This is a genomic window from Streptomyces sp. NPDC050636 (assembly GCF_040654775.1).
Classification (GTDB): Bacteria; Actinomycetota; Actinomycetes; order Streptomycetales; family Streptomycetaceae; genus Streptomyces.
The window spans coordinates 212,506-236,799 of sequence record NZ_JBFAIP010000003.1; the positions used below are offsets into that span (position 1 = coordinate 212,506).

A 24,294-nucleotide genomic window follows, 5' to 3' on the forward strand; every position below is an offset into this window, starting at 1 on the left:
GATCGGTCACTGTCGGTCGCCGTTAGCTACAAGAAGCCGCTGTTGGCTGCAAGAAGCCGTCGTCAACTGCTATAAGCCGCCTCAGTCGCGGTACTCCGGCGACGGCGGCCCCGATATCTTCGGCAGATCGGCCTGGAGCCAGGTGCGGTACGCCCGCATCCACGGGCTGTCGGCGCCCCCGCCGCCCCGGAAGTCGTCCAGGACCCTGTTGACCCGCCGCACCAGATCCGTGTCGTTCTGGTTCATCGCCACGCCGTACGGCTCGTTGGTGAACGGCTCGCCCTTCAGCTCGACCGTCGGATCCTGCGCCGCCTGCGCCGCGCCCAGCGCATTGTCCGTCACCACCGCATCCGCCTCACCGAGCTGCAGCCTTACCAGACAGTCGAGTTGGTTGGGCACCGTCAGCACCTTCGCGCCGTGCGACCCTGCCGCCAGCTCCGACTCGCCCGTCGAACCGGCTGCCGTGCACACCCGCTTCCCCCGCAACGAATCGTCGAACGCCTTGATCTTCGACTTCCTCGGCGCCAACACCTGCTGCCCCGCCTGGAAATACGCGGTGGAGAACGCCACCTGCTCCTTACGCGCACAGTTGATCGTCATCGTCCGCACCACCATGTCGACCGTGCGCTTCTGGAGCGCCGGCACCCGCTGATTGGTCGGCACGGCCTGGAAGACGACCTTGGCGTCCGGACCCAGGATGTCCTTGGCGATCACCCGGGCCAGATCGATGTCAAAGCCCTCCAGCTTGCCGGTGTTGGGGTTGCGATACCCCCACCGATACGTGTTCTGGTCGACACCGACGACCAGTTGGCCCTTCTCCTTGATCCGCTTCACCGCCGCACCGTCGTCCGAGGACGGCCGCAGACTCTCCGCCGCGTTCTGCGACGTGCACTTCGCCGCGGCGGGCGCCGCATGCGCCGTCCCCGGACCGTACGTACGAGGCGCCGCCGGCCCGGACGAGCCGCGCCCGCCCTCCGGGACATCACCGCCCAACGTGGGCACCAGCACGGCCGCGGCCGCCGCCATCACACACATGCCCGCCGCGACCGGCGCCAGGGCGGCACGCAGATTCATCAAGCCCCGCGCGCGCATCCTCATGTCCCCATCACCAGGCCCCATCACCGGTACTCCGACAGCCTGCGCCCGATGCCCAGCACCGCACCCGCCGCCGCCACTACGGCCAGCACCGCGGCACCCACCGCCAGCCCGCCGAGCGCCCCGCGCCCGCCGTCCGCCGCCGACCGGAACTCGTCCTGCTCGTGCACCAGCGCCTTCTCCAATTCGGCGTCCACCCGGTCGAAGGACTCACGGGTGGGCCGGTCCGAGCCGATCACCTTGGCCAGCGCCTGCTCGTAATCGCCCTTGTCATCCGCCGCCCGCGCCTCGGCATGCCGCGTCTGCCACTGCCGTACGTGTGTCAGCGCGTCCCGCACGGGACGCCGCCCCGCCTCGTCATCCGCCAATGCCAGCGCCGCCCCCAGCCTGCCGCCTGCCGCCGAGGTACCGCGCCCGTCCTCGGCCGCCAGATGCTCCATCTCCGAACGGAAGCCGACCTCGTAGAAATCCTTCTGGTCCTTGGTCAGTACCGCCCCGCGCGCCACCAGCGTCAGATTCTCGTCCCCGCGCGCCTGCAGCGAATGGATCCGTGCCTCATTGAGCACCCGCAACGACCGGGCACCGTGATCGTACGAGTCACTCAGCCCCGAACGCGCCACCGCATGCCCCACCACCAGCCACAACAGGACGGCGACGGACGCGGCCGTGGCGGCCAACAGCCCTTGATTGAACACCCGGTTGGTACGCCGGTAGTGACGGCGCTGCGCCCACCCCAGCGCGCCGATGGCCATCACCCCGGCCGCCAGCGCCCACCACGGCCACGCTTTCGCCGAGTCGTAGTCCTCAGCCAGCCGGTCCGTCTCCGCGTCATACAACGCACGTGCCGCCGGGAGGAGTTCCTTCCGCATCTGGTCATTGGCATACCGCAGATACGCGCCACCCAGCGGCAGCCCCTGCCGGTTGTTCGTACGCGCCGTCTCGACCAGACCCGTATACCGCGGAAGCAGGCCGTTGAGCTTCGCTATCTGCCGGCCCGCCGCATCCGAACCCCGGGAGTTCGCGGACGCCTTGACCAGCAGCTGGGACGCCGTTGCGATATCGGCGGCATAGCGGTCGCGAGTGGCCCTGCTCTCCTCGCCGCCGGCCAGAAACCCCCCGGCGGCCGTCGTATCGGCGTCCGCCAGCGAACGGTAGATGCTCGCCGCGTCCGCGCTCAGCGGCTGGCTGCGCCCCACGACATCGTCCGCGGCCGCCGCACGATCCGCCACCTGCCAGGCCGTGGCCGCGCCGAAGACCAGTACCAGCAGGGCGAGTACCGCACCGATCACCCGCAGCCTGCCGGGCTCGGTCGTCGCCGCGGCGCGCAACTCGTCCAGCCCGTCGGCCCATGCGGTACGGCGCCCCTCCGCGGACGTTGACTCGCTGCTGGTCAACACGGACGACACTGAACCTCCCCCTCGGTCGCTGACGGTGGGCCCGGCTCCCGCGCGGCGCCCTCACCGAGAGCGCTCACGAGAACAGGTGCACGAGCAGCAGTATGTCCGCACCCACTGACAACCACACGGCTCTTGACCCGATCTTGTTCGGATCGCGATCCATGCCGCCTCCCCCTTCCTACGGACACGCCTGCCCGCGGCGTGCGGTTCCGCGCGGCCCGGATGCCCGTTCGTCTGCCTGCACCATGTCACCTATCGCGCTGCCTGCGGAGGACTGGGCGGGGGAGGGGGCGGGACGGGCCGGGCTGGGCGCCGGCGGACGGCTGCCTTCTGCGGCCGTTCGACCCTTTTCCTGCGACCGGCGCGGAGGACGCATCCGACCGGCGCTGACAACACATCTCGCACCCCCCATTTCACTTCCGCGCGCCGCTACCCGGCACAACCATCTTTGACTACTCTGAGTGACGAAAGTCGATGGGGAGTCAGTGAAGGCGTGAACGACGCGGGGTCTTCCCCGCGGCGCCGGCGTATCGGAGGACGACAGTGCGACGCATAACCCAACTCTTCAGGCCGCTGGCCGCCGCCATGACAGTCGGCGGCGCCGCCCCGTTCTGCACCCCGCCGGCCAGTGGTTTCCTCACCATCGGCAGCACCACATACGTCGACCCCGCGGGCAGTTACCCCATCGACCGCTCGCCGGACGGCGCCGCCATTCTGGTCATCAACGACACCGACCGCCATATCGCCATCGTCACGGAAAGCGACCACGGCATCGATATCAGCATCGATGTCACCACCGATGTCACCACCGATATCAGCACGGATGTCACAGGCGACAGCACCACCGACATCACCGCCGACATCGTGCTGGCCCCGGGCGCCCGCACGGAGACGCGACGGGGGCAGACGGTACAGGTGGGGTGGGGGCGGGTGATGGGGGTGGAGAGGGGCGGATGAGGGGTCCGGGTGAGGGGTGGGGAGGGGGAGGGGGGCTGCCCAGTCGTCGCCGATGACGCCTGGCCGCTCAGTCTTCGGCAGGCTGCCCTGTCCGGCTAAGGCAGGCGTGGGCCTTGATTGCCACGGCGAGGCCTACGCCAGATAGCCGCCGTCGATCGTGAGGACGCTGCCGGTGACGAAGGACGCGTCCGGGCTGGCGAGGAAGACGATGCCCGCCGCGATTTCCTCCGGGCGTCCGTACCGCCCCATCGCGTTGACCGACCGCTGGAGGTCCGCGGTCTCTCCCTCTGGTGAGTTCATGTCGGTGGCGACGGATCCCACCTGGAGGACATTGACCGTGATGCCGCGGGGCCCCAGGTCGCGTGCCGCCCCCTTGGTGTAGCCGATGATGGCGGATTTGGCTGCCGAGTAGTCGGCTATGCCTTGGAAGATGGCGTGCTCCGCCAGGGCCGATCCGACAGTGATGATCCGGCCGCCGTCGCCCATGACGGGGCCCGCGGCCCGGATCGCGGCCACCACGCCGCCGACGTTGATGTCGAACTGGCGGTCAAGGGCCGGAGTGTCGCTGTCGGGGTCATCGACGCGACCGGTGACGAAGACCCCGGCGTTGTTCACGAGGATGTCCAGGGGGCCGAAGCTCTCGACGACCTCGGCGATGAGTCCGGCGACTTGGCCGGCGTCGGCCTGGTCGGCTTTGAACGCGGCGGCGCGGACCCCGGCGGCTTCGAGGTCGGCGACGACGGCCCGGGCCTTGTCGTGGGCGGTGGTGTAGCCGATCGCCACATCGGCTCCTTCCGCGGCCAGCGCACGGGCAGTTGCCGCTCCGATACCGCGCGAACCACCGGTTACCAGGGCCACCTTGCCGCTGAGCTTCTTGGGCATGGGGATTCAGCTCCATCCAGAGTTCCGTGTCGAACAGCGAGCTATGTACCGACCGAGTCATGTACCGGCCAGGTCATGCACCGGCCAGGTCATGCACCGACCAGGTCATGCGCCGGCCAGGTCATGCGCCGACCAAGTTATGTACTGAACGATTCAAAACCATACATGAGTCGGCCCGGGGCCCTCCATGGTTCGGACGGAGGCGCTCTGTGTCCTCGTCGCTCAGTGCCCTAGTCGCCGCGCTGCCTCACTCCGGATGCGCCGTTTCCCGCAGGACGTTGCTCAGGCTCCCCGCAACTGCGGCGATGGCCTCAAGTGCGTCACAGATGCGTCAGATGCGTCAGATGCGTCCGCGCCCGCTCGTAAGCCCCCGGGCCGGCCCCCGCCCGGTCCAGTGCGTGCAGTGCCGCGCCCAGCACCGGCGGTGCCGTCACGACATGCGGTACGGCCTTTGGGGCGCGTTCGGCGAGGAGTTGGGTCACCCGGTCGTGGAGGAGGGGATGGCGGGCGGCCAGGACGCCGCCGCCGAGGATGACCGGGGCCTGCTCGGAGAGGAGGTCCAGGCGTTCCAGGGCGATGGTGGCCAGCAGGACGACTTCCTCCGCCTGGCGGGCCACGATCGCGCGGGCGACCGCATCGCCGGCCGCCGCGACGTCGAAGAGCACCGGCGCCAGCTCGTGGCGGCGGCGGTCGGGGATGCCCCGTAGATGGAGCGCCTCGATCAGCTCCAGCATGGTGGTCAGGCCGAAGTGGGCGGGCAGAGCGCGGGCCAGCTCGGTCGGACCACCGCGGCCGTCCTCGGCGCGCGCCGCGAACCACAGTGCCTCGTCGGCAAGGTACGAACCGCCGCCCCAGTCACCGGAGATCCGGCCGATGGCGGGGAAGCGGGCGGTGCTCCCGTTGCGGCCGAGACCCGCGCAGTTGATGCCCGCGCCGCACACCACGGCGACCCCCACCGGCTCCCCGGCGTCCGGCAGCCCGGCCCGCAGCAGCGCGAAGGTGTCATTGCCGACGGTCACTGTCCGGGCCCACCCCCGGCTCGTGATCTCGGCCGTCAGACCGGCCTCTTCGGCGGGCAGATCGGCGTTCGCCAGAAACGCCGAAACATGATCGACCGGGCCCGCTGCCCCGGCCTGGGCCAGGACGGACGCCACCAGCGGAGCCAGGACGTCCACCGCGCGCCCGGCGCCCACCAGCGGCGGCTGGAACCCGCCGCCGCGGGCGGTACCGAGCACCGTTCCGTCCGCGCCCACCAGGGCCACGTCTGTCTTGCTGTTGCCCGCGTCGATGGCGAGCGCCGTGCCGGTCAGGCCCACGTGAGGTGCTCCCGGTTGTGCGCGATCAGTTCGTCGGTGAGCCGGTCCGCGTAGTCGGTCTGGCCGATGAGGGGGTGGGAAAGAAGAGCGGCGAAGACGGCGTTTCTCCCGCCCTCCCGCGCGGCCCTGCTCCCGCCCTCCCGCGCTGTGTCTCTCCCACCCTCCCGCCCGGCGTTTCTCCCACCCTCCCGCCCGGCATACCGTCCCCCCACCAACGCGGCCTCCAGAGCCAGGTGTTCATACGCCGTGACGTTGGCGACCAGCCCCGCGAACAACGGCTCCAGCGGACGTACGGGCAGTGGCACGGCACCCGCGGCCCCCACCGTCGCAGGGACCTCGATCACCGCGTCGTCGGGGAGGAAAGGCAGGGTGCCGTTGTTGAAGGCGTTGACGATCTGGATGTCCCCGGTGTCGGCGAGCAACGACGAGGTCAGCGCCACAGCCGCCTCCGAGTAGAACGCCCCGCCGCGTTTGCCCAGCAGCTCCGGCTTCTCGTCCAGCGCCGGATCGCCGTAGAGGTCGAGCAGCTGCTTCTCGATGGCGGCGACCTCCGCCGCCCGGGACGGCTTGCTGCGCAACTCCCTTACGACTTCGTCGTGTTGGTAGTAGTAGCGCAGGTAGTAGGAGGGGACGACACCGAGGCGGTCCACCAGCCGGCGCGGCATGTGCAGGTCGTCGGCGATGGCGTCGCCGTGTTCGGCCAGCAGCTTGGGCAGCATGTCCTCACCGTTGACGCGGACAGCCCGCTCCCAGGTGAGGTGGTTGAGGCCGACGTGCTCCAGCTCGACCTGGTCCGGTGCCACCCCCAGCAGCCTGGCGAATTTGCGCTGGAATCCGATGGCCACATTGCACAGTCCGACGGCCTTGTGGCCGTGTGTGAGCAGCGCCCGCGTCACGATGCCGACCGGGTTGGTGAAGTCGACGAGCCAGGCGTCGGGGTTGCGGCGGCGGACCCGCTCCGCGATGTCGAGGACGACGGGGACGGTGCGCAGCGCCTTCGCCAGGCCACCCGCACCGGTGGTCTCCTGCCCGACGCAGCCGCATTCCAGCGGCCAGGTCTCGTCCTGGTTGCGCGCGGCCTGCCCGCCGACGCGCAGCTGGAGGAGGACCGCGTCGGCGCCGTCGACACCGGCGTCCAGGTCGTCGGTCCAGGTGACCCGCCCGGGGTGGCCCTGCTTGGCGAAGATCCGCCGGGCGAGCCGGCCGATCAGTTCCAGCCGGTCGGTGGCCGGGTCGATGAGGACGAGTTCCTCCAGCGGCAGGACATCACGCAACCGTGCAAAGCCGTCGATGAGTTCGGGGGTGTAGGTCGAGCCTCCGCCGACCACGGCGAGTTTGATCCGGGGGGACGGGGGCCGTCCCCCGGGGGACTGCGGCATGGTTGATCAGCCCTTCACTCCGGTGAGCGTGACGCCTTCGACGAAGGCCTTCTGTGCAAAGAAGAAAACGATGATGACCGGGGCCATGACCAGCAGCGTCGCGGCCATCGTCAGGTTCCAGTTGACGCTGTGCGCGGTCTTGAAGGACTCCAGCCCGTAGGAGAGCGTCCAGGACGCGGGGTTCTGCGCGGCGTAGATCTGCGGGCCGAAGTAGTCGTTCCAGCAGTAGAAGAACTGGAAGAGGGCGACGGCCGCGACGCCGGGCTTGGCCATCGGCACAATGATCTTGAGCAGCGTCCGCAGCTCACCGCAGCCGTCCACCTTCGCCGCTTCGATGTACTCCTGCGGGATGGTCAGCAGGAACTGCCGCAGTAGGAAGATCGAGTACGCGTCCCCGAACGCCATCGGGATGATCAGCGGCCACAGCGAGCCGGACAGATGCAGCTGCTGCGCCCAGACCAGGTACATCGGGACGACGATGACCTGAGGCGGCAGCATCATCGTGGAGATGACCAGGATCATCGCCGTACGGCGGCCGCGGAAGCGGAACTTGGCGAGGGCGTAGGCGACCGGGATCGCCGAACAGACGGTGAACAGGGTGCCCAGGCCCGCGTACAGCAGTGAGTTCTTCCACCAGTCCAGGAAGCCGGGGGTTTGGAAGACGGTGACGTAGTTGGACCAGTTCCATTCGTGCGGCCACAGCTCGCTGCTCATCGCCTGGTCGTCGCTCATGACGGAGGTCAGGAAGACGAAGACGAAGGGGAGGAGGAAGAAGAGCGCAGCGGCGATGGCCAGGGCGTGTACGGCGATCCAGTGCAGCAGGCGCTTGCGGCGGGCGCGCGCCGCCGGGCCGCCGCCGGTGGTGCCCGTACGGGCCGGCGCGCTCGGCGCTCTCAGAGTCGTAGAGGTCACGCCGGACGGAGTCGTTGTGGTCATACGGATCAGTCCTCCGCCGGGAGCAGGCCGGCGCGCTTGCGCATCAGCAGGGTGGTGACGGCCATGGCGATGACGAAGAGCACGAGCGAGAGCACACACGCCGCGCCGGTGTTGAAGTTCTGGAAGCCCAGGGAGTAGACGAGCTGCGGGACGGTGAGGGTGGAGTGGTCCGGGTAGCCGGGCTGGATGACCGAGCCGGGGCCGATGGAGACACCGGACGCGAGCTTTCCGGCGACCAGGGCCTGTGTGTAGTACTGCATGGTCTGCACGACGCCGGTGACCACCGCGAACATCACGATCGGGGTGATGGTCGGCCAGGTGACGTAACGGAACTTCCCCCAGGCGCCCGCCCCGTCCAGCTCGGCGGCCTCGTACTGCTCCTTCGGTACGTCCAGCAGCGACGCCATGAAGATCACCATCAGGTCGCCGATGCCCCAGAGGGACAGCATGACCAGTGAGGGCTTGGCCCATTCGGGATCGTTGAACCAGGAAGGGGCCGGGATGCCGATGGCGCCGAGGATTTCGTTGACCGGTCCGGTCCCGGGGCTGAGCAGAAAGACGAAGGCGACGGTCGCGGCCACCGGGGGTGCCAGATATGGCAGATAGAACGCGGTACGGAAGAAGCCGGCGCCCGATTTGATCTTGGTGACGAGCATGCCGATGCCCAGCCCGAACACGACCCGCAGCGCGACCATCACCACGACCAGCCACAGCGTGTTCCACAGGGCGGGCCCGAACAGCGGCATCTGCGTCAGCACGTATTTCCAGTTCCGCAGCCCCACGAAATCGGGCTCTTCGATCTGGTTGTAGTGCATGAAAGAGAAATAGACGGTGGCGATCAGCGGGTAGGCGAAGAAGACCGAGAAGCCGATCAGCCAGGGGGAGAGAAAACCGAAGGTCCGCAGTCGCGCGCGGTTGCGTTTACGCCGCAGCGCAGGTGGGGCTATGGGGGTGGTGGATGCCATGTCGGGTCTCCGTCAGCTCTCGGACTGAAGGTTGTCGGCGTCGATCTGCGCGTCGAGCCCTCGCAGCCCCTTGTCCAGATCGGGGACCTTTCCGGCCTCCACGTCGTACGAGAAGTCCTGCAGCGTGACGATGTACTGCCCGCCGTTGACGGACGGCGGAATCGCGGTGCTGTGCGGATTCCGTGCGATGTCGAGGAAGGTGCGGAACGTCGGATCGGCGTCCAGCTTCGGGGACTTCAGCGCCGCTTTCGTCGACGGCACGTTGTGGATGTCGTTCGCGAACCGGACCACCTGATCCGTGTTCACGGTCAGGAACTTCACCAGTGCCCAGGCCGTGTTCTGATGCCGGCTGCTGTGGGCGATCCCCGCGATGGTGCCGGTCAGATATCCGCGTCCGTACGTATCCGCCTGGTCGTCCGGTACCGGCATCGGTGCCGTGCCCCAACCGAACTTCGCCTTCTTGTCCTTGAGCATCAGCCCGCGCCATTCGCCGTCCATGTGCATCGCCACCTTCTGCGTCAGAAAGGCGTTCTGCGAGGACATCTCATCACCGAAGGTCGTACGGAACTTCTCCAGAGCCGCATAGCCGCCCTGCGCCCGGATCAGGTCGCGCTGGGTGGCGAAGAACTCCTTCGTCCGCGGCTCCTTGGCCAGCCGCGCCTTGCCCTGGCTGTCGAAGTACGCCGGCCCCCACTGCGCGAACATCCGGTCCGGACTGTTCTGGTAGAGCCGGAAGTTGGGCATGATCCCGACCCGTTCGTACGATCTGTCCTCGGCGCGCTCGGTGAGCTTCACGGCATCCCGCTTCAGCTCCGACATGGTCCGCGGCGGCCGCGTGATCCCGGCCTCTCTGAAGGCGTCCTTGTTGTAGTAGAGCCCGTATGAATCGGCGAGCAGCGGCAGCGCGCACTGCTTTCCCGCGTAACTCGTGTAATCGAGAAAGGTCTTCGGGAAGACCTTCTCCTTGTCCACCCCGGTCTTCTTCATGAACGGATCGAGATCCGCCCACATTCCGGAAGAGCAGTACTGCCCCACATTGTTGGTGGTGAACGAGGACACCACGTCAGGCGCCTCGTCACCACCCGCCCGCAGCGCCTGGTTCATGGTCGCGTCGGTGACGTTCCCGATCACCTTCACCTTGATATTGGGGTGCAGCTTCTCGAAGCGGGCGACGCTGTCACCGATGGCCTTCACCTCCCCCGCGTTGGACCAGCCGTGCCAGAACTTGAGCGTGACCGGCTTCGTCGGATCGTCACGGTCATTGCCGACGCTCGGATTGGCACAGCCCGAAACGAGCAGCACGGTGCCGGCCAACGCCGTGGACAGACAGCTGCGCATGCGCGAAAACGGCATGGCGGACTTCCTTTACGGCAGGGGAAGTTGAGGAGTGGCGCTGAGTTCGTACGGAAACAATCAGGCGGTGTCGAACACGGCATCGCGCGCCTCGGCCAGCGCCGTTCGGAGTGCGCCGATGAGAATCGGGTTCCCGTCGATATCGCTGATACGCAGTTCCGGCCGCGGCAGTGCGAGCCCGGTGAATTCCTCCTCGACCAGGACCCGCAGCGCCTCCCCGCCGGCCTGGGCGACCTCGCCCGACATCACCACCAGCCGAGGGTCGACGACGGCGACCACGGCCGCGAGGCCCATGGCCATCCGCCGTGCCACTTCCGCCCGCACCTCGTCGCGCTCCAGCGCCTCGTCGACCGTACGGACCTCCGGAGCGCCGTACTCCTGCGCCAGCTCGACCACGCTCGGCGACCCGACGAGACGCTGGAAGCCGCCCCCGGCATCCGGCCGCGCCGCGCTCCGGTCGCCGCCCCGGGACAACGGGGCGCCGGGCAGCGGCATATAGCCGATCTCGCCCGCGCCGCCGGTCGCTCCGCGCAACAACTGCCCGCCCAGCACGATCGCGGCGCCGACCCCCTCGTCGGCCCACACCAGCACAAAGTCATCAAAATCCTGCGCGGCTCCGTCATGCTGCTCGGCAACGGCCGCCAGATTCACGTCATTCTCGATAACGATCGGCGTGCCCAGCACCTCCGCCAGCTCTTCCTTCAGCCTCCGCGAGTGCCAGCCCGGCAGATGCGGCGCGTACCGCAGGGCGCCGGTCTGCGGGTCTAGCGCGCCGGGGGTACCGATCACCGCCCCGTGCAGCTGCTCGCGCTCCAGCCCGGCCTTGGCCAATGCCCCGTCCACGGCCGTCGCCACCAGCCGCGCCGTCCGGTTCGGCACCGCCTCGTCGACCGCGTCCGTCCCGACCCGTTCCTCTCCGAGCACCTGCCCGGTGATGTCGGCGACGGCGGCGGTGATCCCCAGCTGGTCCACGGCCAGCGCGGCGACATGCGCTGCGACCGGGTTGACCTCGTACAACTGCGCGTTCGGCCCCGGCCGCCCGGTCACGTTCCCGGTCGTCCGCACCAGCCCCGCGGCCTCCAGCCGGGCCAGCAGCTGCGAGGCGGTCGGCTTCGACAGCCCGGTCAGCTCCCCGATCTGCGTACGGGTCAACGGCCCCTGCGACACGAGCAGATCGAGCGCCGCCCGGTCGTTCATGGCCCGCAACACCCGTGGCGTCCCGGGGGTCCCCTGCGTACCGTGCCCACCGGCCATGACTGCCACCCCGTTCCGTCGGTCGACTGCCGCGCCGCCATCTCGTCGACCGTCTGTTAGGAAACCTTCCAATCGATGAACAGGAAGGTAGGTCGCGGGTCAGGGCTCCGTCAATGGTTCCAACGGGGTGACTTTGCGAGAGCCAGGACCTCGGCCACGTGGGTCATGGCCCCCAAACCGCCCTGAGATCGGCGCAGATGACGGTGAGGGTCGCCCCGGCGAGTTCGATCTCATGGCGGCAGCCGGGCGCGTGTACTTCATGCGCGCATCGTTGCTGAACGCAGCGAAGGGGCGTACCGGCGAACTGCCGGTACGCCCCTCCCGGGTGCCGCCTCAGGCCACCTGGCTCTCAGTCAGGTGCCGCAGTCGGATCTGCCGGGCCGCTCAGCCCTCTTCCCAGCCGACGCTGCCGACGCCGGTGCCGTGCTCGCACGTGGCCGCGGAGTTGTCGTGGGCGCCGGGGTTGAGGGTCTTCCAGGGGCCGGTCTGGTCCCACCATTCGCCGCAGACCACGGTCGCACGGAAGGCGATGGTGCGGCTGGTGTTGTTGGTGCAGTCCGCGGTGCCCGTACGGCCGTCAGATGTGGTGGTGCAGCTGAGGTCGTTGTTGATACGGGCGTCCGCGTGCCGGGTCGTCGCGGCGGACGGCGCGGACGGTGCGGCGGAAGCGGGTGCGGCGGCGGTCAGGGCCGCCGCGCTGCCGATCATCAGAACCGATGCGACGGCCCCCGTGGCCACGCGCTTGCGGATCTCCATGGTGAAGCTCCTTCTCCGTCGTACGTGTCGTTGGTACTGACACCCGGGACACGAAGCGGGGGAGAGGGATGTATGACACGGAGGTGTGTGATCTGGGCCACACGGTCACACGACGCACGGCCACATGGTCGCGTGATCATGCGCTCGCGTGCCCGCACGTCCACACGCCCCCGGGCGGCGGCAACCTCCCTGCGGCCTACTTCCCCAGGTTCGGCCGCGAGATCGGATCCGACGCCACCGACTGCGGGGAGAGCGGGTTGCTGAGGGCCGAGGGGGCGGCCATGGCGGCGGAGGGGTCGGTGGGCTCCTCCTCCGCTTCCTCCGGGACGGGGCGCGGGGCCAGCCGGATGTCGGCGGCGTCCAGGGCCCGCTTGATGCGCCAGCGCAGCTCGCGTTCGATGCCCAGGGCCTTGCCGGGCATGGTCTTGGCGGAGACGCTGATGGTCACCGTGTCGAGGTGCACCTCGCTCAGGCCGAGGACCTCCACCGGCTCCCACAGCTGCTCGTTCCAGGGCTCGGCCTTGGCCATCTCCTCGCCGGCGGCGGTGATGGTGTCGCGGGCCCGCTCCAGATCCTGGTTGGCGGCGATCAGCACGTCGACCTGGGCCGTCGCCCAGCCCTGGCTGAGGTTGCCGATCCGCTTGACCTCGCCGTTGCGGATGTACCAGATGGCGCCGTTGGGGCCGCGCAGCTTGGTGACGCGCAGGCCGACCTCGATGACCGTGCCGGTGGCCACGCCCGCGTCGATCTCGTCGCCGACGCCGTACTGGTCCTCAAGGATCATGAAGACGCCGGAGAGGAAGTCGGTGACGAGGTTCCGGGCGCCGAAACCGATCGCGACGCCGGCCACCCCCGCGCTGGCGAGCAGCGGCGCCAGGTTGATCTTGAGGACGGAGAGCACCGTCAGGGCCGCCGTACCCATGATCACGAAGGAGGCGACGCTGCGCAGCACCGAGCCGATGGCCTCGGAGCGCTGGCGGCGGCGCTCGGCGTTGACCAGGAGGCCGCCGAGCGCGGTGCCCTGGGCGGCGGCCGCGGTGCGGTTCATCCGCTCGATGAGCTTGGTGATCGTGCGGCGTATCACATGCCGCAGCACGACCGCGATCACGATGATCAGCAGGATCTGGAGGCCGGACTCGACCCACGTCCCCCAGTTCTCCTCCACCCAGCCGGCGGCGTTGGTGGCCTTCTCCGTGGCCTCGTCGAGCGAGGTCGGGCCGGTGGAGCCGGACGATGCGGCGCCCAGTGGCGCGGCGGCCGCAGGAGCGGACCAGTGCACAGCAGAACCTTCCGTGTGGGACAGCAGACCCGGACCGCGGTGCCTCCCTGAAGGACCGCGGTGTCCCCCCGAAGTCGGGCGGACGAACCGGGTAGACCAACCACACTAACGGGGCAACCGGGGCGGTCCGCGCCCGTGTTCGAGCCGGGAGAGCCATCCAGGTCGCGAAGACGGCCGGAAAGAGGCGGTGTGCGGGGACGCGATGCGCTGTGGTGGAAAACACCTCCGACCCGTTACTCGGTCATGGTGGCGCTCCGACCAGGCACCGGGGGACACTGTGGGGAGATCGTCCCGGCGCGAGCCACGCGCCGCCGGCGTACAAGGAGGCACCCGTGCCGCATGTCCTGGTCCTCAACGCGTCGTACGAGCCGCTCGGCGTCGTACCGCTCCGCCGCGCGCTCATCCTCGTACTCAATGAGAAAGCTGTGAGTCTTGAGGAGTCCGGCGCCCTGATGCACAGTGCGACCCGCGTCATACCCGCTCCGAGTGTGGTCCGCTTGAAGCGGTTTGTGCGGGTGCCCTTTCGCGGCCCTGTTCCACTGACCCGCCGGGCGCTGTTCGCCCGTGACGGCGGGCGCTGTATGTACTGCGGTGGCGTCGCAACCAGCGTCGACCACGTCATCCCGCGCAGTCGCGGTGGTCAGCACACCTGGGAGAACGTCGTCGCCGCCTGCCGGCGCTGCAATCACGTCAAGGCCGACCGCCATGTCGCCGAGATCGGCTGGCGGCTGCGCCATCAGCCCGCCCCGCCGTCCGGACTCGCCTGGCGGATCATCGGCACGGGGCATAGGGACCCGCGCTGGCTGCCGTACTTGCAGCCGTACGGCGCGGATGACGCCCTGGCCCGGATCGACGCCGTATCGGCGTAGATCCGGGTCTTCTGCGTCCGGGGACGGGCGGGAGCCGTCGTGTGCGTACGCGCGGCTCCCGCCCGCCCCCGGACGGTTCTCACTCGCCTCCGCGCTCGCCCTTGGGGCCCTTCCCGTCGCGTCCGTCCGGTGCCGCGCCCTCCCCGGACGCCCCGGACGCCCCGCTCTCCCCCCTCGCCCCGCTCACGGCGTATGCCTCCACCGACCAGAGCGAGTACCCGAACCGGGTGGCCCGCTTGTCGCCCTGTATGCGGACGAAGCGGGCGTCCTTGGCGTCCATCCGGACCGACTCGCGGCCGCCCTTGCCATCCCGCACGGTGGCCGCGGTGCGCCAGCTGCGGCCGTCCGAGGAGACCTGGACGCGGTAGCCGGTCGCGTAGGCGTCCTGCCAGTTCAGGACGACCAGGCCGAGGCGGGTCGGGCGGGGGAGCGGGAACTGCAGCCAGGCGCCGTCCTCGGCACGCGAGGACCAGCGGGTCTTCGCGCTGCCGTCGGTGGCCGCGGACGCCGGGAACGTGTCGGCCTCGTCACCGGACGAGGTGGCCGCGGCGCCCCGCGCCAGGTCCTTGCCGCCGGTCCGCGGATAGGCCCGTACCGTCAGCGTCTGCTCCTGGTCCCCGAAGACGACCGGAATCTCGTACGCCCCGGAGCGTGCGCCCTCGGGGACGTCGACCGAGATACGGACCGTGGCGGTGCCCCCGCGCGGTGCGGTGATCCGCTCCGGAGCGTGCACGGTGAAGCCCTTGGGCGCCTTGACCGCCAGCTTCTCCCGGACGTCTCCGGGACGGCGGGAGAAGATCCGGGCGTCCACCGTCGCGCTGCCGCCGGTCTCGGCGTCCGTCTCCTTGCGGGACAGCTCCAGACCGGCCGGCGGGGTGTCGTCGAACCAGGGGGTGAGCGCGTGGACGGACGGGGCCGCCGCGCCCTTCGCCCACGACAGCCGGACCGCGTCGGCGCGCAGGCCCGGAGTGCGGGACTCGGTCCAGCCGGTCGCGGAGAGACGGCCGAGGCGCCGCCACCCCTCGCCGGGGACCCGGGCCTCCAGGGAGACGGCGTCCGCTTCGGAGCCCGGCTCGGTGAGGGCGGTGATCGCGGTCAGCGGGCGGGCCCGCTCGAAGGGGACGGTCAGGGACGTGGGATCGGCGCCCTCGGTGGGTTGTGGCCCGACGTGGCCGCCGCGGCGGGCGCCCGTCCAGGCGTCGGCCTCGGTCATCGACCGCTCCAGGAACGGTGCGAGCACCCCCTTGCCGACCGTCGCCGGGCTCCGCTTGATCTCCTGGCGCAGGCCCTGCGCGGTGCGCTGCGCGGACCAGGCGGTGTCGCCGTCGCCGTGGGCCTGCGCCAGCAGCGTGTCGACGGCGCGCTCGCCGGCCCTGCCGTAGCGGGCCAACTGCTCGGCCCATGGCCGCACTTCGGCCGCCAGGTCCGAGTTCAGGTCCTTCGGTGCGGTGCTCATGGTGCGGAACGCGGACCGCAGTGCCTTCGCCGCCTTCGCGAAATCCGCGTCCTGGCCGGGCCTGCCGCGGTTGGTCGCGGCCTCGCGGGTCTTCCAGAAGCGGTCGATCAGCGGCCGCAGATACGCCGACTCGTCCCAGGCCAGCACGGATGACGCAGCATTGCCGGCGAGGGCGCGCAGTGCGGCACGGGCCCGCGGATCGTCGCCCGCCAGATCGTCGATGGCGGCGTCCCAGGACTCCGACGGGTCGTAGGCGCGCGGATTCCAAGCGAAGTCCGCGGCCGTGAACAGCGGGATACGGGAGGCCACCGGCTGCTCCATGGCGTTGGCGAGCAGCACCGCGGAGCCGGTGGCGACGGCCGGCTCGCGCCCCGTGTAAGGACCGAGGAAGATCCGGTCCTGCGCGTAGTCGTTGACCGGGTAGTTGTCCATGGTGACCAGCGGATGACGGAACACCGCGCGGGTGGCGGACAGTTCACCGCCGGTGATGGTCCGCGGCACCACGCCGATGCCGGTCCAGGCCACCTCGACCCGGTCGTCGAGCACGTCGGACAGCGCATCGCGGTACGCCGTCGAGCCGTCCTGGTAGTACTCGGTCGGCATCAGCGACAGCGGAGCCGACCCCGGATGCCGCTCCCTGAGGTGCCCGGCGAGCGCGTTGGCGACCTTGGCCTGCGCCGCGGCCGCGGCCTGCGGGCCCGAGCCGAAGGTCTCCTCGTCGGCGCCGCAGTGCCACTCGCTGTAGCTGACGTCCTGGAACTGCAGCTGGAAGGAGCGCACGCCCAGCGCCCACATCGCATCCACCTTGCGCCGCAGCGCCCGCATGTCCTCCTCGGACGACAGGCACATCGCCTGGCCGGGGGCGATCGCCCAGCCCAGCGTGACGTGATTGGCGCGGGCCCGCTCGGCCAGCGCCCGGAAGTCGGCGCGCTGCTCGGCCGGGTAGGGCTCGCGCCACTGGGCCTGCCGGTACGGGTCGTCGCCCGGGGCGTACAGATAGCGGTTCTGCTTGGTGCGCCCCATGAAGTCCAGCTGGGCGAGCCGCTGCGCCCGGCTCCACGGCCGGCCGAAGAACCCCTCGGTGGTGCCGCGCACCCCGGTGCCGGGCCAGTCCCGGACGGCCACCGAGGCCAGCTGCCGGCCGACGGGCCCGCTGCCGTCCTTCTGGCCGCCGGCGTCCATGACGAGCTGCCGCAGCGTCTGCGTGGCGTGGAAGAGCCCGTCCGGGCCGACGCCGTCCAGGGCGACCGTGTCGCGGCCCGCGACCTGGCCGACGGCGAGCCGGTAGCCGCCGGCCGGCAGATCTCCGCGGGCGGGCGCGCGGAGCGCCCGCAGGGCGTCGTCGGCCTGCATCCCGCCGACCAGGAACACCGGCCCGGCCGTGGGCACCGGCTCGCCCGGAGCCACCTGCCGGACCGTGCGCACCCCGGCGTCCCGCAGCAGCCCGCGCAGCACGTCCAGGGCGTACGGATCGGTGTCCGGCGCGGCCACCAGCGCCGCCTCGCCGCCGAGCGGCACGGCGGCACCGAGCTCCTTCATCGACTGGGGGCGCGGCCAGACGGCGGGCGACTGCGCCGCACCGGCCGGCCGGTCGGGCCGGTCGGGGGTGCCGATGGAGGGGTCCGCGGGATGGCCAGGCGCCGCCTGCGCGGGCGCACCGCCCAGCAGGCTCCCGATGACCGCGGCGGCCAGCGCGGTGGTTCCCGCCACCCGCGCCCGCGTGCCCCGTTTCCTGGTCTCGCCGGTCCTGCTGCCCCTACCGGTTCTTCCGACGCTCCACACGCCCCGGACTCGCACGGCCGCTCCTCGTCCCCACTGTGCACGCCGGCTCTCGCCGGCTCCCCGTAACCCCTCGCGCGGACGCCTCGCGCCCGCGCGCCCGAAGAATTCCTGCCGACGGATATCTGCCGCGGTGGAAGCCGTGTGTCGTGCACGCGGCGTGGCACCGGTGGTGTCGTACCGCCCGCCCGTCACCCGACCTCCGCCCCCAGAAGACAGCGCTACGCGCTGGCCGCCTTTCGGACAGACCTTCGGCTGTGAGCCCACCATTGTGGCGGTGAGGGTGTCAACCGCCCGATGGGGGGTGCCCCGGTGGGCCATCGGAGTGCCGGTTCAGGCCCGGCCGGCCGGTGGCGCCGCCGGGTCCCGGCAGCCCGGAGAACTTCCTTCCCGATGCCCCTTTCGTCCACACTCTCTGCGTCTGCGGGTCTCCCCCGCCGCGAAATCGCCTGCCACGGTACGATGTGACCTGGCTCACGTTTGCTGTGTGGTTACGTCTGCAATCGTGTCCAGTGGGTAGGGCAGACGTGTCCCACTACCGATGAACGGGAGGCCCTGGTGGCCGCATCCGCTCAGCTGCTCCTCGATGCCCTGTCCTCCAAACCGGGAGGTGCGCAGATGGAGCCCGATCTGTTCGACGGAGTCTCCGACCCCGATTCCGGCCTCGACGGCTCCGGATCCCTCAGCTTCGCCGAGCCGCCGCTGACCAGCGAGCCGCCGCTCTCCGACGCCGCCCCGCTGACCAGCGAGGTCCCGATCGCCGCGGAACTGCCGCTGACCAGCGAGCCGACAGCCGCCGGTCTGGGCACGGAGTCCATGGAGGTCTGAGGACGCATGGGCCGCACGCGGCTCGCCCAGTTGCACGGCATCGCCACGTCCTACGAACCTTCGCCGGGCACCACCGTCCACACCGGTGACGACACCCTCGTCGCCGTGCTCGCCGCACTCGGCGTCGACGCCTCGACGCCGGACGCCGTACGCGCCGCTCTCGACGTACACCGGGACGGTGGGGGCACCTCCTGTGCCGGTGAGGTCATGGGGGAGGGCCGCAGCCGCACCCTCGTTCTTCCCCGCACCGTCGTCGCGCGCCCGCATCGGCCGCCCGACCTCGCCGGGCTCCCCGAAGGCACCGTCCTCCGGGTGGAGACCGAGGACGGGGAGAGCCGGGAGCTGGAGCCGCGGAAACGGGAGCCCGGGGCCCGGGGCGGCCCGGCCCGGCAGGCTCTCGCCCAGTTGCCCCTGGGCGTCCACGCACTCCACGCGCACACCCCCGACGGCCGCGCCGCCCGCGCCCACCTCATCGTCGCGCCCGACCGGGTGCCCGCGCCGCCCGCCCGCAGCCACGGCTTCCTGGTGCAGCTCTACTCGCTGCTGTCCGGGCACTCCTGGGGCATGGGCGACCTCGGGGACCTCGCCGACCTCGCCGCCTGGTCCGGCCGCGCCCTGGGCACCGGCTTCGTCCAGCTCAACCCGCTGCACGCGGCCGTCCCCGGCCCGCCCACCGACCCCTCCCCGTACCGCCCTTCCTCGCGCCGCTTCCCCGATCCCGTCCATCTGCGGATCGAGCACATCCCGGAGTACGCCCAACTGGCCGGCCAGGCCCGCTTACGCGCCGCCGAGCTGGCCGCCCGCGCCGGGGAGCTGCGCGCCGACGTCCTCGAACGGGGCGCGCTGATCGACCGGGACGCGGTCTGGGAGCTGAAGAAGGAAGCCCTGGAGCTGCTGTGGACGGTCCCGCTGACACCGGGCCGGCGTGCCACCTACTGCGACTTCCTCGCCGAACAGGGCCAGGCCCTGGACGACCACGCCACCTGGTGCGCCTTCGCCGAGCGGCACGGCGCCGACTGGCGCGCCTGGCCCGCCGAGCTGCGCGACCCCCGGTCCACGGGGACGGCCCGGCTGCGTGCCCGGCTGCTGGACCGGATCGACTTCCACTGCCGCCTCGCCTGGCTCACCGACGAGCAGCTCGGCGCCGCACAGCGGGCCGCGCGGGACGCCGGGATGGGCATCGGGCTGGTGCACGACCTGGCCGTCGGCGTCCATCCCTCCGGCGCCGACACCTGGGCGCAGCAGGCCGCCTTCGCCACCGGAATGTCCATCGGGGCGCCGCCCGACGCCTTCAACTCCCGCGGCCAGGACTGGGGCCTGCCGCCCTGGCGCCCGGACGCGCTGGCCGCCGCGGGCTACGCCCCGTACCGGGAGCTGCTGCGCGGGCTGCTGCGGCATGCCGGCGCGCTCCGTATCGACCATGTGATGGGGCTGTTCCGGCTGTGGTGGGTCCCGGAGGGCCGGCCGCCGACGGAGGGCGCATACGTCCGCTACGACGGCGAGGCGATGCTGTCGGTGCTGGCGCTGGAGGCACACCGGGCCGGAGCGGCGGTGATCGGCGAGGACTTGGGGACCGTGGAGCCCGGCGTACGGGGCGCGCTTGCCGAGCGGGGGGTGTTGGGGACGTCGGTGCTGTGGTTCGAGCGGGACTACGGGAGCGGGGCGGACCGGGCCGCGGACGTCGGGGATTCCCCGCCCGCCGAAGATCCCGCAGACGCCCCGCCCGCCGCCGAGGCCCGGATTCTGGCCCCGGACGAGTGGCGCACCGACTGTCTGGCCACCGTCACCACCCACGATCTGCCGACCACCGCCGCCCGGCTGTCCGGCGAGGACGTCGCGCTGCGTGAGCGGCTCGGGCTGCTGGCCGGCCCGCCGCAGCGGGAGCGGTCCCGTGCGAAGTATGAACTCGCCGAGTGGCTGGGCGAGTTGGCGTTCCGCGGCCTGCTGCCCGAGGGCGCGGGTGACGAGGAGGCGGCGGTCCGGGCCGTGCACCGGTTTCTGCTGCGTACCCCGGCGCGGATGGTCGGGGTGTGGCTGCCGGACGCGGTGGGGGACCGTCGGCCGCAGAATCTCCCCGGTACATGGGATGAATACCCGAACTGGCGGCTGCCGATCGCCGGTCCCGACGGGCGCCCGCAGACCCTTGAAGAGCTCGCGGCATCGCCCCGATTGCATGCGCTGATGCGGGAATTGTCCAACGGGCAGCGTTAGGGTCTGTCCGATATCAGGGTCGGAAAGGCCCTAGCACCAGTCGCTGCGCAGACCCTTCCGGTACGTCGTGCCGTCCGGCACCATGCCCTGGACACCATCCAGACATCCGACCATTCATCATCCACCCCCCATGGTCGGCGAGTTGGAGGGAACATGGCACTCCGAGGGAACACGGCACTCCGCAGCACCCGCCGGACACTCTGCGCGCTCGCGCTCACCGCGGCCGCCGCGCTCGTCGCCGTCCAGAGCTCCCTGGCCCAGTCGCCGCCGACCGCCGCCGGCCCCTGCGACAAGCCCGTACGCCCCGCTTCCCAGATGGAGATCGAGCACTGCGACACCCCGGACCGCGTCATCGAGAAGGCCGCCAACACCGTCCCCACCAAGGGTCAACTCGCCTGGCAGCAAAGGGAAGTCACCGCCTTCACGCACTTCGGCATGAACACCTTCACCAACCGTGAATGGGGCTCCGGTACCGAGGACGAGAAGCTGTTCGACGTTTCTGGGCCCTCCCGTATTGACGTCGACCAGTGGATGCGGGCCTACAAGGCGGCCGGCGCCGAGCAGGTCATGCTCACCGCCAAGCACCACGACGGGTTTGTGCTCTATCCCAGCCGCTACACCCCGCACTCGGTGCTGGCCAGCCCCGGCCGCCCCGATGTCGTCGGCGCATATGTGAAAGCTGCCCGTAAGGCCGGGCTGAAGGTCGGTATCTACCTCTCGCCCTCCGACGGCGCCGAACTCCCGCACGCCTGGCACGCCCAGTGGGTCGAGGAGATCCGCAAGAAGCAGCAGGAGGGCAAGCCGCTCAGCCTGCCCGAGCGGGTCGCGCTGGAGGACGGCGACCAGGCGCCGCGCGGGCTGGGTCGCTTCGGCAACGGCAGCGCGGTCACCGAGCGCACCATCCCCACCCTCGTCCCCGGCGACGACCGCACCGCCGCGGTCCGCAGCGGCCGGCTGCCCACCTTCCGTGTCCAGGCGGACGACTATGACGCGTACTACCTCAACCAGGTCTACGAGTTGTTCACCCAGTACGGCCCCATCGACGAGCTGTGGCTGGACGGTGCGAACCCCTGGACGGACTCCGGCATCACCCAGAAATACAACGTCGCCCAGTGGTTCAGGGTGATCCACCGGCTCTCCCCGGACACCGTGGTCTTCGCCGGCCCGCAGGGCGCCCGCTGGGTCGGCAACGAGAACGGCATCGCACGGGAGTCGGAGTGGAGCGTCACCCCCTCCACCGCCGACCCGTGGACCGTGATGGCCGGCGGCCTGCCCAACGACTCCACCGACCCCGACATCGGCTCCCGCGCCAAGCTCCTCGCGCCGTCCACCGAATACCTCCAGTGGTACCCGGCGGAGGCCGATGTCTCGTTGCGCCCCGGCTGGTTCCATCACCCCGGCGAACGCCCCAAGACGCCGGCGCAGTTGATGGACCGGTACGAGAAGAGCGTGGGGCGCAACGCCTCGCTGCTGCTGAACGTCCCGCCGGCCAAGGACGGCCGGATCGCCGCCGAGGACGTCGCCTCGCTCACCGCCTTCGGGACGGCCGTACGCGAGACCTACGGCAAGGACCTGCGGGCGGCCGGCCCCGGGCCCTGGACCTTCGACCGGATCGGGCTCGCCGAGGACATCCGGCACGGGCAGCGTGTCGAGCGCTTCGCCGTGCAGGCGCGGATCGCCGGGGTCTGGACCGAGATCGCCCGGGGCACCACCATCGGGCACCGGCGGATCCTCGCCCTGCCGGGGCCGGGGCCGGTGACGGCGGACGCCGTACGGGTCACGGTGCGGGAGGCCCGCGGCCGGACGTACACCCAGCCGGTGACGCTGCACCTCGGCGGGCCGTCGCCGGGACGGGGCGGGCGCTGACGCCACCCCGGACGCGCGGGGCGCAGGGCCGTCCGATACGTTGACTTCGTGAGCAACAAGGTCAATAAGAATGTCCTGCGCGCCGGAACCATCACGGCCGGCACCGCGCTGATGCTGCTGATGTCGTCCCCCGCGTTTGCGCTCACCCGCGACGATGGTGACGACCCGGGTCCGGGCCTGAGCGTGATCGAGACGCTCGGCCTCTATGTCGCCTTGCCCATCGTCATCTTCCTGGTGATCGCCGGACTGGTCATGGTGGGCGACAAGTCCCGCAAGCAGGCCGGGGCCAAGGGCTGACGCCAAGCACGTGTGACGCCTTCAAGGGCGCCCACCGGTTCATACGAACCGGTGGGCGCCCTTTTGTATGCACCGCGACATTGGGAGACGTTTCCGCAGATGAAAAAGGGGTTGCGGGGCGGCTATCGGGCGGTTTTCTCCCGGTTTGGGAGGGGGGAGGGGTTTAACCGGACCCAACCTACGATGACGTAACCTACGGCCCCGTAGGTCCCCGCCTGCGGTCCCGTAGGTTTCGTCGTCCCCCGGAGTCCCCCCGTGACCATCGCCCCCGCCCGCCACAACGGAGAGCGCGGCCAGGCCGCCTGGACCGACGCGCAGCTGCTCTACGCACTCGAAGAGGTCGTTGAGAAGGAGCTCAACCGGCATCTGAAGGTCGCCAAGGAGTGGATGCCCCACGAGTACGTGCCCTGGAGCGACGGGCGGAACTTCGACGGGGTGATGGGCGGCGAGGCCTGGGCCCCGGAGCAGTCCAAGGTCACCGACATCGGCCGGATCGCCCTGGTGGTCAACCTCCTCACCGAGGACAACCTCCCCAGCTACCACCACGAGATCGCCACCCTCTTCGGCCGGGACGGCGCCTGGGGTACCTGGGTGCACCGCTGGACGGCCGAAGAGGGCCGGCACGGCATCGTGATGCGCGACTACCTGCTCACCAGCCGTGCCGTCGACCCGGTCGAGCTGGAGCGGTTCCGTATGGCGCACATGTCGGAGGGCTTCGAGTCCGACAACTCGCACAGCATGCTGCACTCCGTGGCGTATGTCGCCTTCCAGGAGCTGGCCACCCGGATCTCGCACCGCAACACCGGCCACCACTCCGGCGACCCCGTCTGCGACCGGATGCTGGCCAGGATCGCCACCGACGAGAACCTCCACATGGTCTTCTACCGCAACCTGCTCGGCGCGGCCTTCGAGATGGCGCCCGACCAGACCATGTGTGCCGTACGCGATGTCGTCACCGGCTTCCGGATGCCCGGCCACGGCATGCCCGGCTTCGAGCGGTCCGCCGCCCGGATGGCCATCGGCGGGATCTACAACCTGCGCATCCACCACGACGATGTGCTGCAGCCCGTGCTGCGCTTCCTGAAGGTGCTGGACATCAGCGGCCTGGGCCCGGCCGGCCTGGCGGCACAGGAGGAGCTGGGGCTGTTCCTGGGCGGCCTCGATGCCCAGGCGCGGAAGTTCGACGAGCGCCAGGCGGCCATCCTGGCCCGCCGTGCCGCCCGCAGCGCGTAAGGCCGTTCATGCATCGCTCCATTCTTTAAGTTCTTCTGAAAGAATCAGGCGAAATTATTCGATAGACCTGATGTTTGTTGGACTGCCACGGTGGACGTGCACCCACCACCGAGGGAGAGGAAACCGTGGCAGTTCTGGAGAGGGTCCGCGCACACCGCACGCCGTCCGCCGGTCCGCTGCGCTTTG

At 70.5% G+C, this 24,294-nt stretch carries 19 protein-coding genes; 7 read left to right on the top strand and 12 right to left on the bottom strand.

All coding sequences use genetic code 11. The annotated features are described in order from the left end of the window. Positions 1 to 81: 81 nt before the first annotated feature. Both AB0I10_RS05625 and AB0I10_RS05630 read right to left on the bottom strand, forming a co-directional pair. The gene (locus AB0I10_RS05625; protein ID WP_363151092.1) at positions 82 to 1,092 is read right to left on the bottom strand and encodes a glutamate ABC transporter substrate-binding protein; all 1,011 of its coding nucleotides are present in this window, start codon (positions 1,090 to 1,092) and stop codon (positions 82 to 84) included. Between the two features lie 26 nt (positions 1,093 to 1,118). Further along, positions 1,119 to 2,492, bottom strand: a complete 1,374-nt coding sequence (locus tag AB0I10_RS05630) for a hypothetical protein (protein WP_363151017.1) — start codon at positions 2,490 to 2,492, stop codon at positions 1,119 to 1,121. A 543-nt stretch (positions 2,493 to 3,035) separates the two neighbouring features. Here AB0I10_RS05630 and AB0I10_RS05635 point away from each other — a divergent pair. After that, entirely contained in the window at positions 3,036 to 3,449 is a 414-nt protein-coding gene (locus AB0I10_RS05635) for a hypothetical protein (protein ID WP_363151018.1), read from the top strand. A 132-nt stretch (positions 3,450 to 3,581) separates the two neighbouring features. On the opposite strand, the gene AB0I10_RS05640 is transcribed toward AB0I10_RS05635, so the two are convergent. The 9 genes from AB0I10_RS05640 to AB0I10_RS05680 all read right to left on the bottom strand — a co-directional run bounded on the left by AB0I10_RS05640 (position 3,582) and on the right by AB0I10_RS05680 (position 13,536). Next, positions 3,582 to 4,331, bottom strand: coding sequence for an SDR family oxidoreductase (locus AB0I10_RS05640; protein ID WP_363151019.1), 750 nt, complete (start codon positions 4,329 to 4,331; stop codon positions 3,582 to 3,584). 320 nt (positions 4,332 to 4,651) lie between these two features. Beyond that, on the bottom strand, positions 4,652 to 5,647 hold the full coding sequence (locus AB0I10_RS05645; RefSeq protein WP_363151021.1) for a BadF/BadG/BcrA/BcrD ATPase family protein: 996 nt from the start codon (positions 5,645 to 5,647) through the stop codon (positions 4,652 to 4,654). Further along, positions 5,638 to 7,026 carry a 6-phospho-beta-glucosidase gene (locus AB0I10_RS05650; protein WP_363151022.1) on the bottom strand — a complete coding sequence of 463 codons (1,389 nt, stop codon included), beginning with the start codon at positions 7,024 to 7,026 and terminating at the stop codon, positions 5,638 to 5,640. The genes AB0I10_RS05645 and AB0I10_RS05650 overlap by 10 nt, the downstream gene beginning before the upstream one ends. 6 nt (positions 7,027 to 7,032) lie before the next feature. Beyond that, complete coding sequence (locus AB0I10_RS05655; RefSeq protein ID WP_363151093.1) at positions 7,033 to 7,938, bottom strand: carbohydrate ABC transporter permease; 906 nt, start codon at positions 7,936 to 7,938, stop codon at positions 7,033 to 7,035. 29 nt (positions 7,939 to 7,967) lie between these two features. Continuing rightward, positions 7,968 to 8,927: a sugar ABC transporter permease gene (locus tag AB0I10_RS05660; protein WP_363151023.1), complete on the bottom strand. Its 960-nt coding sequence runs from the start codon at positions 8,925 to 8,927 to the stop codon at positions 7,968 to 7,970. 12 nt (positions 8,928 to 8,939) lie between these two features. Continuing rightward, complete coding sequence (locus AB0I10_RS05665; RefSeq protein ID WP_363151024.1) at positions 8,940 to 10,280, bottom strand: ABC transporter substrate-binding protein; 1,341 nt, start codon at positions 10,278 to 10,280, stop codon at positions 8,940 to 8,942. Positions 10,281 to 10,340: 60 nt separating this feature from the next. Next, positions 10,341 to 11,477, bottom strand: a complete 1,137-nt coding sequence (locus AB0I10_RS05670) for an ROK family transcriptional regulator (protein WP_363151025.1) — start codon at positions 11,475 to 11,477, stop codon at positions 10,341 to 10,343. A 441-nt stretch (positions 11,478 to 11,918) separates the two neighbouring features. After that, positions 11,919 to 12,290, bottom strand: a complete 372-nt coding sequence (locus AB0I10_RS05675) for a hypothetical protein (RefSeq protein ID WP_363151026.1) — start codon at positions 12,288 to 12,290, stop codon at positions 11,919 to 11,921. Between the two features lie 196 nt (positions 12,291 to 12,486). Further along, entirely contained in the window at positions 12,487 to 13,536 is a 1,050-nt protein-coding gene (locus AB0I10_RS05680; protein WP_363151094.1) for a mechanosensitive ion channel family protein, read from the bottom strand. Positions 13,537 to 13,901: 365 nt separating this feature from the next. Here AB0I10_RS05680 and AB0I10_RS05685 point away from each other — a divergent pair, with 365 nt between their 5' ends. Next, positions 13,902 to 14,438: an HNH endonuclease gene (locus AB0I10_RS05685; RefSeq protein WP_018088296.1), complete on the top strand. Its 537-nt coding sequence runs from the start codon at positions 13,902 to 13,904 to the stop codon at positions 14,436 to 14,438. A gap of 79 nt (positions 14,439 to 14,517) precedes the next feature. Here the strand turns inward: AB0I10_RS05685 and AB0I10_RS05690 are convergent, their stop codons facing one another. Then, positions 14,518 to 17,604: a beta-N-acetylglucosaminidase domain-containing protein gene (locus AB0I10_RS05690; RefSeq protein WP_363151027.1), complete on the bottom strand. Its 3,087-nt coding sequence runs from the start codon at positions 17,602 to 17,604 to the stop codon at positions 14,518 to 14,520. Positions 17,605 to 18,231: 627 nt separating this feature from the next. On the opposite strand from AB0I10_RS05690, the gene AB0I10_RS05695 reads away from it, so the two are divergent. From AB0I10_RS05695 to AB0I10_RS05715, 5 genes are all read left to right on the top strand, one after another. After that, on the top strand, positions 18,232 to 18,501 hold the full coding sequence (locus AB0I10_RS05695) for a hypothetical protein (RefSeq protein WP_363151028.1): 270 nt from the start codon (positions 18,232 to 18,234) through the stop codon (positions 18,499 to 18,501). Positions 18,502 to 18,507: 6 nt separating this feature from the next. Further along, positions 18,508 to 20,712 (top strand): 4-alpha-glucanotransferase, encoded by a 2,205-nt coding sequence (gene malQ, locus AB0I10_RS05700; protein WP_363151029.1) that lies wholly within the window; start codon positions 18,508 to 18,510, stop codon positions 20,710 to 20,712. A gap of 153 nt (positions 20,713 to 20,865) precedes the next feature. Then, on the top strand, positions 20,866 to 22,578 hold the full coding sequence (locus tag AB0I10_RS05705) for an alpha-L-fucosidase (protein ID WP_363151030.1): 1,713 nt from the start codon (positions 20,866 to 20,868) through the stop codon (positions 22,576 to 22,578). Positions 22,579 to 22,626: 48 nt separating this feature from the next. Further along, positions 22,627 to 22,875: a hypothetical protein gene (locus tag AB0I10_RS05710; RefSeq protein WP_363151031.1), complete on the top strand. Its 249-nt coding sequence runs from the start codon at positions 22,627 to 22,629 to the stop codon at positions 22,873 to 22,875. A gap of 255 nt (positions 22,876 to 23,130) precedes the next feature. Then, the gene (locus tag AB0I10_RS05715) at positions 23,131 to 24,108 is read left to right on the top strand and encodes an acyl-ACP desaturase (RefSeq protein ID WP_363151032.1); all 978 of its coding nucleotides are present in this window, start codon (positions 23,131 to 23,133) and stop codon (positions 24,106 to 24,108) included. Positions 24,109 to 24,294 lie beyond the last annotated feature (186 nt).